Raw genomic sequence first — 13,542 nt, 5'->3', positions numbered from 1 at the left:
AATCTCGGCTTTTTGTGTTTAAATGAGGTTTAACCTGCCGACCGGGACAAAACTTAAATGCCCGCTTCAACATATTTGAAAGGAATAAACCGTATTTTGAAAACCTGATGTACCAGATCCAGCTACTTTGGTGGCTTTAACACAATCACCCGTAAATATGAAAAAAGCCAATACCGGGGCAGGCAGTACTGCCCAGAATTTTATTCCCATTATTATTATTAGTCTGCTCTTTTTTGTTTTTGGTTTTGTAACCTGGATCAACTCCATCCTCATTCCGTATCTCAAAATTGCCTGCCAGCTCAACAACCTCGAATCGTACCTGGTGGCTTTTGCTTTTTATATAGCTTACCTGGTAATGGCTATCCCATCGGCGTGGTTGCTCAAGAAAACAGGGTTTAAAAATGGTATGTCTGCCGGATTGCTCATTATGGCCATCGGCGCATTGATTTTTATTCCTGCTGCGCTGACACGGGCGTATCCGCTGTTCCTGTCTGGCCTTTTTGTGCAGGGCACTGGCTTGGCAGTACTGCAAAGCGCATCTAACCCCTATATTACCATTCTGGGGCCGATAGAAAGCGCCGCCAAACGCATCAGCATGATGGGTATTTTCAATAAGCTGGCCGGTGCCATAGCCCCCATTATTCTGGGCGCTGTAACACTTAAAGATGCTGATCTGTTAATAGTCCGTCTGGCTGCTATGAGTGATGCCGAAAAGCAATTAGAACTGGATCAGCTGGCGCACCGTGTGCTTTTGCCATATATTATCATCATGATAGTGCTGGTGGTGTTGGCCGTGTTTATCCGCCTGTCATCATTGCCAGAGGTAGAGGCTCCGCAAAGTGCCGATGAAAACACAGCTGGCACGAAACCTTCCCTGTGGCAATTCCCGCATCTGGTGGTGGGGATAATTACGCTTTTTGTTTACGTGGGTGCCGAAGTATTGGCCGGAGACTCTATTGTGAACTATGGCGCCAGCCTGGGCATTAGTTTGGCCACATCTAAGTTTTTTACCGCCTGCACCATGAGTGGTATGGTGGCCGGTTATATTATCGGTATTATCTGCATCCCTCGTTACATCAAACAAGAAAAGGCGCTAACCGTGTCGGCCATTTTGGGTGTGATATTTTCTGTAGCCGCTGTGCTTACCCATGGTTACGCGTCGGTATTCTGTATCGCTTTATTGGGGCTGGCCAACTCGTTGGTATGGCCTGCCATCTGGCCGCTGGCTATTAAGGGACTGGGCAGCTATACGCGCACCGGCTCATCGCTGTTAATTATGGGTATTGCCGGCGGGGCGCTGATTCCGCTTTTATATGGGCGCATTGCTGATATGTTTAGCCTGCAGCACGCCTATGTTATTCTGATCCCTTGTTACCTGATGATCTTTTATTTCTCGGTATGGGGGCATAAGCTGGTGCCGCAGCGTGTTACACGATCTAACTAAATAAATACCTGGTTATAGGATGCTGTAACTGTTAAATAAGAAAGGCTGCTCAATTTGAGCAGCCTTTCTTGTAATAGATATGTGGTTTAGTTTAGTGCAATAATATGGATGTCATCATGATAGGCTATGCGTGTACCGGTAGGGGGACCTGTATATACACCCCATTTAATATAGCCATGCTGGCCGCCGGTAGCTGGCCCTACGTAGGTTTTAACATTGGTTTTGCTCCATGCCAATGTATAGCCAGAGGCTCCGGGCAGTTGGTAATAGATATTCATGTAGCCGGTGTTGGTTGTAGTCCACGATACGTCAATACGGAATTTTACCCACTGGTTTACGTAGGGCGTAAAGTTAGAGATCAAGGTGTTGTATGTGGTATCTACGGTTCTGGCAACAAATGCATTTCTTTTTGCCATAATCTGGCAAGGCACGTAATATCCGTCGGTTTGTTTAAGTTGGAACAGAACCGGTGAAGAAAGCGGTTGCGATGAATCCCACGCAGGCCAATCTTTTAACAAGATGCTAACCTCATAGCGACGGATGTTGCCGGGCAAAAATCTGGCTGCCGATACGCCATCAGCATCGCTCTCACTTCTAAAATTATCGAAAGAATAATAGCTGCTATCGCCAAACACAACCTTGTGGGCAATGCCATAACTACCGGTGGCGCCGGGCGATATCATGTAAGCAGCGTCTGACGCCGGAGCGCCGGTTGCGGTAACCCCGGTGATGCCTGAGTTAAGCGTACCGGATTCATAGTTCACATTCAGCAAGGTATCGCCGATTGCCATCGATTTTAATTTTGGCACCGTTGTACTTTGCTGTTCTGTTGTTGCAACAGGCAGTTGGCTTTGCTTTTTACACGATGTAAAAACTACCAGAGATGCAATGGCCACGCAAGCGCCGCCTTGAACTAGTTTAAAAGTTCTCTTCATAAAATTTGAAAAATTGATAGGTTAATAAATTGGGTTAATTAATTCAAATTGAAGTATCAGCTGCAGGGCACATCCAAACACACTGACCGGGTAGCCTGCCCGCAACATTTAAAAGGAATGAGGTTTAGTTTTCCGGCTCACCGTTTTGCCGGATGAATAATCAAATGCGTGCATTATAACAGGAACCGCGCATTGATTATCTTTATAGATTACAATAGGTTTTAATGAAATAATACGGTGATTTTAATGCTGATGAAGGTAGGGGAGGCCGAAAAGAAAGACTTTTGATTTTTACCCGAAATGTTTAGGATTTGTTGAATACGCAAACTTTGTTATAGCGCTGTGAGCGTACATTTTAACAGGTTTTGCGCGGCTATTTTGCGCAGATCATTTTTTATTCCATTCATCAAAATTGATAGCATTTTAAACAAATCCTAAATGCCGGATTTGCACAACCGCCTAAATTCGTTTTCATCAAATACCAATTAATTAAACCGCAATTTTTATTATGAAACGAATCTTACTCTTATTAGGCCTCTCGGTATTTTGCCAGGCTCTTTATGCACAGAACATAGTGGTAAAGGGTGTGGTGAAGAGCGAGCAAGGCGAACCTTTACCCGGCGCAAGCGTGCAGGAGAAAGGAACCAAGAATGGAAAAGTAACCGACAATAATGGTAACTATCAAATAACTGTTAGTCCGTCTGCTACCCTGGTGTTTAGCTTTATAGGTACTAAGGCTAAAGAAGAGTTAGTGAATGGCCGCAAGACAATCAATGCAACACTGGCCGATCTGAAGAATAACCTGAACGAGGTTGTAGTGGTAGGTTATGGTACGGTAAAGCGTAAAGATGTAACCGGCGCCATTTCTTCTATTAAAGGTGAAGACCTGGCCAAAATGCCGGTGCAGGATGTAGCCTCAGCTTTAGAAGGCCGACTGGCCGGTGTAAGTGTAAGCGCTGGCGACGGTACACCCGGCTCTCAGCCTTCTATCACCATCAGGGGCGGTGGGTCAATCACCCAAAGTAATGAGCCTCTGTATGTTGTTGATGGGATACCGCAAACAGATGGCCTTTCATTTTTAGATCCAACTGATATTGAAAGTATCGACGTATTGAAAGATGCTTCGGCTACCTCTATTTATGGTGCACGCGGTGCTAACGGCGTTATCCTGGTTACCACCAAAAAATCGGCCACCGGTAAGGTGACTGTGGGGTATGATATGTACTACGGCATTAAAAAGGTAACCAAAACTTTGCCCATGCTCAACCCATACCAATATGTATTACTGGAGTATGAGCGTTCTTTAGGCGACGCTACCAAGAGTGCAAACTTCCTGAGCAGCTATGGCACCTTTGACCAGATCCAAAGCCTGTATGGCAATCAGCCGGGTGTTAACTGGCAAAATGAACTTTTTGGCGGAACCACTCATAATCAATACCACAAATTCAGCATCAGTGGTGGTTCAAAAGAAACCAACTTCACGATGTTCTACTCGCGCAATATTGATCAGGGTATCATGATCAACAGCGGGTCTAACAAAGATGTTGCTAAGCTGCAGGTGAGCCATAGCAAAGACAAACTGAAGGCAACCGGTATTGTCAACTTCTCTAATCAAACTATTTACGGTTCTGGTACCCAGGAGGGGAACACCAAATTCAACCAGTTGCAGAACATTTTGCAATACCGCCCTACGCTGGGTCTGAAAGGCAGCGACCAGAGCTTTATTAACATGGATCAGGACCCTAATGCGCCTGACGGAAGTATCTACCTGAATCCTATTACTACAGCCAACTCTCAGTATCGCAATACCAATATCAAGGTGTTAAACCTGAACGGATCACTGGATTACGAGCTATTGAAAAACCTTACCTATCGTGGTTTGGTAGGTTACCGCTATATTATTAATGAAGCAGATCTTTTCAATGATTCACGTTCTATTTCGGCCCTCCGGTCTGGCGGTCCTAACGGATCAATTAACCAGAGCCAGGAAAACGGATGGAACTATAGCAATACGCTTACTTATTCTAATAACTTTAACAAAGATCATCATTTTGATATGCTGATTGGCCAGGAGCAGGTTTACACCAAAGTTAAAACGCTGGGTATTAGCTCTAACATGTTCCCCAATGTAAACCTGGGGCTGAATGATCTGAGCGAGGGCACACTACCCGGCACGCCAAGCTCGTCTCTACAGGACGAAAGGTTGTTATCGTTTTTTACAAGGGCCAACTACAGCTATAAGGATACCTATATCCTTTCTGGTAGTTTGCGTGCAGATGGCTCATCAAAATTCGGGGCTAACAACAAATTTGGTTATTTCCCTTCTGCGGCATTTGCCTGGAGAATCATTAACGAGTCGTTCATGAAAGAGCAGAAAGCTTTCTCTGATCTTAAACTGCGTTTAAGCTACGGCTCGTCAGGTAATAACCGTATCAATAACTTCCTGTCGCTGTCATTGCTGCAAGCCGGCAACTATCCGCTTAATAACAACAATGTAATTACCGCCAGCGCTTCAACCCTGGCCAACCCCGACCTGAAATGGGAGACCACCACATCAAAAGATATCGGTTTGGATTTGGGGCTGTTTAACCAACGTGTGCAGTTTACTTTTGATGTTTATGACAATCGTACCACCAATCTGTTGCTTAATGCGGCAATCCCGGCATCGTCAGGCTTCAATACCGAGCTGATTAACGTAGGTTCAACCAGCAACCGCGGTTTGGAGTTTGCTGTAAATACCGTGAACATCCGCAGCCATGGTTTCCAGTGGAATACTGCTTTCAATATTGCCTTTAACCGCAATAAGGTATTAGCGCTAACCAACGGCGAAAGCACCCGTTATGTATATAGCTGGAGCAGCGGTGTTGCCGGCGGTATCAATTCATTAGGTGAAACCGATTACCTGGTGCAAGTAGGTGCGCCTGTGGGCCAGATGTATGGTTACCGTTTTAACGGCCTGTACCGTGTATCGGATTTTGATTACAATGCAGCCACGCAAGCCTATACGTTAAAAGCCGGCATTCCGTATGATCCAAACAACGTACCTAAACCTGGTTACATCCGCTACGCTGATTTGAATAATGATGGTAAAATTACCGCTGCCGACCGTACCGTAATTGGTAATGCTCAGCCTAAGTTTACCGGCGGTCTGAACAATACTTTTAGCTATAAAGGCATTGATCTGAGCATCTTTATCAACTGGTCTGTTGGCGGTAAGGTTTATGATGCCAACCGTCTGTACGGTACCATGACGCAGAATGTTTATCCTAACACCTTTGCCTATGTGGCCGATCGTTGGATGACCATTGATGCCAGCGGCAATCGCGTAACAGATCCGGTGCAATTGGCGGCCATGAACCAGGGTAAAAACTACCCGGCCTATAATGGCGCTGGTACGGTATTGCGACTGGACGATCGCTTTATTGAAGATGGTTCATTTCTGCGCATCAGCAACGTATCGCTGGGGTATACGTTGCCTAAAGCATGGATCAATAAACTTAAACTGTCAAGGGTAAGAGTTTACGTTACCGGCAACAACCTAAAGGTATTCTCACATTATTTCGGTTACGATCCTGAAGTGAGTGTTTACAATTCCAGCCGACTGACGCCGGGTGTAGATTTTGGCGGCTATCCGCGTGTACGCTCTTTCCTGGCAGGTTTAAATGTTGCTTTCTAACCAATTTTAGCTTTCAATCATGAAAAAGTATTTTCAAATCCCAATAAAAAAAGTCGCCGTCGTAACCTTGCTGGCTGCCGGCGTATTGATCCAGCCGTCGTGCAAAAAAACGCTGGAAGAAAAACCACAATCGCAATATACCACCAATACCTTTTTTGCTAATACCGATGAGGCCTACATGGCTACCATGGGTGTTTACGAAATCATGTCGAGCCAGAATACTTATGGCTTTTATATATCGATGGTGTTTGATATCGATACCGATATTGCCCAGATGCAAGGCTCCGATTTTTCAAATGATCCACGCGTAGCAGCCCACTATGGCATTACGCCGGTGCACGGTTACCTTATCCAGGTATGGTCGGCTTTTTATAAAGGTATTGACCGGGCTAACCTGGTGATCCAGCAAATTCCGCAGATGCCGCTGTTTACCAGCGGTACCGACGCACAGAAAGCCAGCCTGAAGCGCATGCTGGCCGAAGCGAAATTTTTACGCGGTTTCTATTACTCAGAACTGGTAAGACTATTTGGCGATGTGCCTTTTAAGCTGACACCCACCCAAGCCACTGACGATTTGCAGCTACCTCGTACAGACCGCATGACGATCTACACCCAGGTCATTAAAGATATGACCGAGGCGATTGACGATATCCCATGGGCATCGCAAAAAACATCAGACGAGCGTTTGAGCAAAGGAGCCGTTAAAGGGATGCTGGCCCGTGTGGCCCTGTTTGCAGGCGGTTACTCACTACGCCAAAATGGACAGATGGAACGCCCGGCCAACTACCAGGACTACTACACCATTGCTAAAACGCAAACTACCGATATCATGAATTCTGGCGAGCATGTGCTCAATGCCAGCTATCAGCAGATCTTCCAAAATCAGTGTAAACTGACGCTGGAACCAAAAGAGTGTATGTTTGAGGTGGCGTTTTATAACAGCGCCGGTAACTCTCCAAACAGTGGCTTTATTGGTACCTGGAATGCACCTATAGCGGTTGCCGGTAACCCTTATGGTCGTGCCAACTCATTTTATAAGGCGATGGCACCGTTCCAGAAAACTTATGCCACAGGCGATTTGCGCAGAGATGTAGCAGTGTGTACTTACAGCCTGGATATTAACGGTAACCCGGTGCAGATAGCTGCCAGCAAAGACGATACCTGGTCGCCAGGCAAATGGCGCCGCGACTGGCAAGGAACCAGTCCGAAGGATTTAAACAATACCGATATCAACTGGTGTGTGCTGCGTTATGCCGACGTGCTGCTGATGCGTGCCGAGGCCGAGAACGAACTAAACAACGGCCCGAATGCCGATGCGTACAACGCTATCAACATGGTAAGAAGAAGGGCCTTTGGCAAACCGTTGACTACTGCCAACGTAGCTGTGGATCTGCCTGCAGGCCAGGACAAGACTACTTTCTTAAAAAGTATTCAACAGGAGCGTGCCTGGGAGCTTTGCTATGAAGGCATCCGCAAGGCTGATCTGATTCGCTGGAATATCCTTGGGCCAACCCTGCGTGCTACACAGGTTGCCGCAAAAGCTTATCGCAGCAACTACCCTTATGTGGCCGGTACCAACTTTGTGGATGGCAAACATGAGCTGTACCCAATTCCGGCTGCGGAGTTTGATGTGAACCATAATCCGGGCTTTACACAAAATCCTAAGTATTAATTGACTGCCCGATAGCAATTAGTAATCTACCTATGAAAACAAAAACTCATCTAGGGATATATGTGGTTGTTTGGTTGGTGTGTGTGCTCATTTCGGGCGCACACGCCCAAACCAATCAGCGGCCCAATATTCTGCTCATCATAACAGACCAGCAAACCGCCGATGCCATGAGTGCAGCGGGTAACCATGGCCTGCATACCCCAGCAATGGATCGACTGGCGGCTAACGGCGTGCGGTTCAGTAGGGCTTATTGTGCGCAGCCGCTGTGTACGCCGTCCCGCACGGCTATTTTCAGCGGCAAAATGCCTTATCAAACCGGCTTTAAAGGTAATGCCGAAGAGCGCGACGGACAATGGCCCGATAGCTTGCTGATGATGGGAAAAATATTCCAGACAGCCGGTTATAAAACCGGCTATGTGGGCAAATGGCATCTGCCGGTGCCGGTAGCCAAGGTGAGCCAGCATGGGTTTGAGACCATCCAAAACACCAATTTTCAGGATTATAATGATGCAGCTACGCCATCGTTCTGCGCCAGTTTTATCAAACAACACAAAGCCGAGCCATTTCTGCTGGTGGCCTCATTCCTTAACCCGCATGATATTTGTGAATGGGCCAGGGGAGATGAGCTGAAGATGGATCTGCTGGCTTCAGCGCCGCCGCCCTCGCAATGTCCGCCTTTGCCCGCTAACTGGCAGATACCGGCTAATGAGCCGGCTATTGTTCGCGAACAGCAAAAGGTAAACACCAATACTTATCCAACAGTAAACTGGACGGCCGACCAATGGCGCCAATACCGCTGGGCCTATAACCGATTGGTTGAAAAGGTAGATAACTACATTGGTATGGTGCTGGGCTCGCTCAAAAAATATGGGGTGGAGCAAAATACCATCATCGTTTTCACGGCCGATCATGGCGATGGCTATGGCGCCCACCGCTGGAACCAGAAACAAATTCTTTATGAAGAGGCCGCGCGTATCCCATTTATTGTTTCGCGATTGGGGCAATGGAAGGGCCGTACAGATGATATGCTGGTATGCAACGGAACTGATATCATTCCAACCATCTGCGGTTTTGCGGGCATTAAAACGCCGCCGGTGCTTAAAGGTGCTGATATAGGCAAGCGCATCGCTCATCCGCAAACATCACTTCGGGATACACTGGTTATTGAAACAGATTTTGCCGATAACAGCAAACTGCTCGGCATCAGCGGGCGCGCCGTGATTACCAAAGACTGGAAATATATTGTCTATGACAAAGGCACCATCAGGGAGCAACTTTTTAATCTGCAGAAAGACCCCGGCGAGATGAATAACCTGGCCGTGCAACCTGCATTCAGCAAGCAACTCCATAGTATGCGTGCTTATTTAAAACAGTGGTGCGCTAAAAACAAAGACACGTTTGCTGCTCTGTAAAAAATGCGATCAGCCTAATCCTTCAAAATTTAGCCAACCTGCGTTTCCGTTATGCATTGGGTGTTTTTGCCTGAATAACGTTGGACCGGCAGGCACAACCTTCAACAAAATCTAAAGCAAATTGTACAAAATCTAAACCCGGCACGGGCTACTATCTCTAACTTGCATTTTAAAATCAGACCGCATCTTGCGCTGATGGCCAATTATTTTTAACTTGTAAGTTTAAGTGCGTATGAAAACCTGCCGGGTATTACCTTATGTGCTGTTGCTGGCCTTGCTGCTCCAATACGGCAATGCCTTTTCGCAGGCACAGTCACGCAATTTCAGAACCATATCGGTTGATAAAGGTCTTTCTCAAAGTACCGTTTATACCATTATTCAGGATACCCTCGGTTTTATCTGGATGGGAACCCAGGAGGGATTGAACCGTTATGACGGCGAAACTTTTACCGTTTATCACCCGGTAGAGGGCGATCCGCAAAGCCTGCAATCGGGTTTTATCAAATCTACTTTTATCGATCATAAAGGTCAGCTCTGGATAGGCGGCGACCGTGGCGTCAGTCGGTACGATTACGCATCGGATAAGTTTGTCAACTACCAACATTCCCGTAAACCGGGCGATTGGTTTATCTCTGCCATTGCCGAGGGTAATGATCATAAAATATGGGTAGGTAGCAGTGTGGGTGAGTTGTTCGTACTCAATCCGGCCAGCGGCAAAATGAGCTCCTTTAATATGGAGGGAGTGGCCATGGGCATCAAGTACATCTATAAGATCCTCAATTTTCACGGCGATCTTTATTTTGCCACCAACCTGGGGTTGTTCAAATTGCCGGCAGGCCAGGCAGATTTGCAGCGCATTAATATTGGAAGCTACAGTTCTACCAGCTTAAACGATATTTTTGTTGATGGTACCTTCTTTTGGATAGCAACTGAAAGTAACGGTTTATTGAGGTATGATACAGAAACTAAACAAATTGTTCAGTATCAGCATCAACCCGGGGCGGCGCAAAGCATTGTTGATAATACGGTAAGGGCGCTCAATAAAGATGGAGAAGGTAATATCTGGGTAGGTACTTTCAGGGGGCTTTCTGTACTAAATCCGCAGAGTGGCGCGATAGACAATTATTATCACCATGCAACCAATCCGTACACCATCAGTCAAAATTCAGTACGTGTCATCTATCGCGATAAGCAGCAGGGCATGTGGCTGGGCACTTTTTATGGTGGTGTTAACTACTATCACCGGCATGATATTAAGTTTAACCTGTTGAATCAGAACACGGGCAAAACATCCCTTAACGACCAGGTGATCGACGTGATCAAGGAGGACGCTAAAGGCAATTTCTGGATAGGCACCAATGATAAAGGGCTAAACTATTGGGACCGCAAAGCCGGCACCGTAAAATATTACAGCTACCGCGAGGATGGGGGCCAGGGGCTTAGTTCAAACAACCTGAAAGCCATTGAGTATGATAACAGCGGACATATATTGCTCGGCACGCATAACGCCGGTCTGGATATTTTAGATCCGGCTACGGGCAATGTAAAGGTTTTCAGGTATAAAGAAAACGATGCCGCCAGCCTGTCTGGCGATATGGTTTACTCGTTATTAAAAGATCATCAATCGCGTATTTGGGTAGGAACGCGGTCTGGGCTCGACCAGTTCTATCCCGAAAAAAACAACTTCAGACGCATCTATATCGATGCTGCTGGTAAACGCTTGACCTCAGACGAGTTGACCTTTCTGATGGAAGATAGCAGGCACCGCATCTGGATTGGCACCACCAATGGGGTTAACCAATTTTATCCTGATCAGATGCTTTTTGCAGGTTTCCCGGGTACAACACTTAGCAACGAAGTGGTGAACTGTATTGCCGAAGATCAGCAGAAACGGATCTGGATAGGCACGCGCGATGGTTTGAATTTGTTTGACGAAACAGGTAAAACGTTCATCACGCCAAAGCAACGCCCTGATTTTCTTAAGGGCGCCATTTATGGCATTTTACCCGACGATGAGGGTAACCTCTGGATCTCTACCAACCGGGGGCTGGCACGTTTCAACCCAGATACCCGCAACCTGCAATGGTTTGATATTAAGGATGGCTTGCAAAACAACCAGTTTAACTCTTACGCGGCGTTTAAAGCGCAAGACGGGATGATGCTTTTTGGCGGCATTAACGGCATTTCTTATTTCTATCCATCGGCCATTAAGCAGTATCCGCTAAAGCTGCATGTCGCCTTTACCGGTCTTGAAGTGCTGAATAAACCGGTTGCCGTAAATGATGGCAGCGGCGTGTTAGATCAGCACATTGATGCTGCAGGCGAACTACAATTCAAGCATGATCAACGGCAGTTTACCATCTATTTTAACACGTTTAACTATATATCGGCCAACCGTACACGCTACCTGTATCGCCTAAAAGGATTTGATGTGGTGTGGCAGCATACAGACAATATCCCCAAAGCCAGCTATAGTAACCTGCAACCCGGCAGTTATGTGCTGGAAGTAAAGGCAATAGGGCCCGATGGCGAGAGCAGTCCGGTACGTACGCTGGCTATATCCGTCTTGCCGCCCTGGTATAATACGTGGTGGTTCTATTTGATATCGCTGATTGTGCTGGCAATAGCTGGCTATGTAGCCTTCCGGATGGTGGTTGAGCGACTGCAAGCATTGCAGCAGCTTAAAATTGAACGTATGGAGCGCGATAAGGTGAACTCCATCAACAAGATCAAGATGGATTTCTTTACCAATGTATCGCATGAGCTGCGCACACCGTTAACCTTGATCCTGGCCCCGCTGGAACAACTGATGAACAAGCCCGTTGCCGATAAGCAGTTGAACAAGCAGTTTAAAATGATGTTCTACAACGCCAAACGTTTGTATCACCTGGTTGATCAACTGTTTGAGTTCAGGAAAACAGAGATGGGCACACGTAAGCTGAAGGTAGGCGGAGGGGATATGGTATCGTTTATTCATGAGGTTTATGCCTCGTTCAAAATACTGTCAGACCGAAATGAGATCAGGTATCAGTATGTATCTACCGAGCCTAAACTGACCTTCTTGTTTGATAAGGATGCCATCGAGCGCATCATGTTTAACCTCTTATCCAACGCCTTCAAATACACTCCTAAAGGCGGCGAGATCAGGATCGAGCTTTCAAAAATCGATAACTCGGCGGTGATCAAAATAACCGATAACGGTAAAGGGATTGAGCAGGTGCATCTGGATAAAATATTCGACAGGTTTTACCAGGTAAACGGCGGCGAGATGAATCTGGGCTCAGGCGTGGGCCTGGCCTTTACCCGCCAGTTGGTTGAGCTTCATCACGGTACTATTCAGGTAGAAAGTGCTTATGGTCATGGCAGTACCTTTATGGTTAAAATACCAATGGATGAGCAGCTTTACCGCAACGATGTAGAAGCCGCAAACAAGGTGTATGACCTCTCTATCACCCAAACAGAACAAGAATGGGAAGTTTTGCCTGAATTTGATACGGACGAACCGGAAGAGCAACTAAATGAAGCTGAACAGGTTACCGATCAACTGGTTAAAGATAGGGAACGCCTGCTTATTGTTGATGATAACTATGATATTGTAAGCTACCTCACTCAGGCATTTTCAGCAAACTATGATGTGCTGACGGCGTATGACGGCGCACAAGCCTTGAAAGTACTGGAAGAACATCCGGCAGATCTGATTATCTGCGACGTGATGATGCCTGAGCTGGATGGTCTGCATTTCTGCAAGCGGGTGAAGAAAAATATCCAAACCTGCCACATCCCTGTGGTATTGCTAACTGCCAAGACCGAAACCAGCCAACAGGTGAAAGGCCTGGAAATGGGGGCCGATGATTACATCACCAAACCGTTCTCTATCACCATATTGGAGGCCAAGGTGCAGAACATCCTGCGGTCGAGAAAACGTTTGAAAGAATATTACTCATCGTCTACAGAAGTTGTTCCTGAAAATATTGCACTAAATACGCTCGACGAAGAGTTTTTGAAACAGGCGATCTCCATTATCGAAGCCAACTTGTCTGAGCCCGATTTTTCTGTCGATAAATTTAGTCGCGAGATAGGCATGAGCCGGTCTAACCTTTACTTGAAGCTCCGCGCCATCACCGGCGAATCAGCTACAGATTTTATCAAGCGTATCCGGTTTAAAAAGGCGGTGGAGTTTATGCAAACCAAGCAGTATACCATTGCTCAGGTGGCCTACATGTCGGGCTTTAACTCGCCATCGTATTTCTCTACGGCCTTTAAACAGTATTATGACTGTATGCCAACGGAATACCTGGCAAGGGAGGAAGCAAAAAAGTCGGATGTTTAAACAAAATCAAAACATTTAAAAGCAAAATCTAAATCCCCGGCAGGCCATTTCAAGGAATTTTGAAGAAAAATCT

6 protein-coding genes are annotated in these 13,542 nt (G+C 46.4%); 5 read left to right on the top strand and 1 reads right to left on the bottom strand.

What is annotated here, in order from left to right; all coding sequences use genetic code 11:
• Positions 1-157 precede the first annotated feature (157 nt).
• Complete coding sequence (locus ABZR88_RS11225) at positions 158-1,444, top strand: sugar MFS transporter (RefSeq protein WP_107830299.1); 1,287 nt, start codon at positions 158-160, stop codon at positions 1,442-1,444.
• 86 nt (positions 1,445-1,530) lie between these two features.
• Here ABZR88_RS11225 and ABZR88_RS11220 read toward each other — a convergent pair whose 3' ends face one another.
• Entirely contained in the window at positions 1,531-2,379 is an 849-nt protein-coding gene (locus tag ABZR88_RS11220; RefSeq protein ID WP_107830297.1) for a heparin lyase I family protein, read from the bottom strand.
• Between the two features lie 508 nt (positions 2,380-2,887).
• Here ABZR88_RS11220 and ABZR88_RS11215 point away from each other — a divergent pair.
• From ABZR88_RS11215 to ABZR88_RS11200, 4 genes are all read left to right on the top strand, one after another.
• A complete protein-coding gene (locus tag ABZR88_RS11215; protein ID WP_107830295.1) occupies positions 2,888-6,055 on the top strand; it encodes a TonB-dependent receptor in 3,168 nt (1,055 codons plus the stop codon).
• Between the two features lie 19 nt (positions 6,056-6,074).
• The gene (locus ABZR88_RS11210; RefSeq protein ID WP_107830293.1) at positions 6,075-7,727 is read left to right on the top strand and encodes a RagB/SusD family nutrient uptake outer membrane protein; all 1,653 of its coding nucleotides are present in this window, start codon (positions 6,075-6,077) and stop codon (positions 7,725-7,727) included.
• Between the two features lie 32 nt (positions 7,728-7,759).
• Positions 7,760-9,139, top strand: a complete 1,380-nt coding sequence (locus tag ABZR88_RS11205; protein ID WP_107830291.1) for a sulfatase — start codon at positions 7,760-7,762, stop codon at positions 9,137-9,139.
• Positions 9,140-9,371: 232 nt separating this feature from the next.
• The gene (locus ABZR88_RS11200) at positions 9,372-13,469 is read left to right on the top strand and encodes a hybrid sensor histidine kinase/response regulator transcription factor (protein WP_107830289.1); all 4,098 of its coding nucleotides are present in this window, start codon (positions 9,372-9,374) and stop codon (positions 13,467-13,469) included.
• The last annotated feature ends 73 nt before the right edge of the window (positions 13,470-13,542 follow it).

Origin of the sequence: Mucilaginibacter yixingensis, from assembly GCF_041080815.1 — a bacterium.
Lineage (GTDB): Bacteria > Bacteroidota > Bacteroidia > Sphingobacteriales > Sphingobacteriaceae > Mucilaginibacter > Mucilaginibacter yixingensis.
The sequence above is the reverse complement of the archived record's forward strand: the minus strand, read 5'-3'. Positions and strand labels throughout refer to the sequence as shown.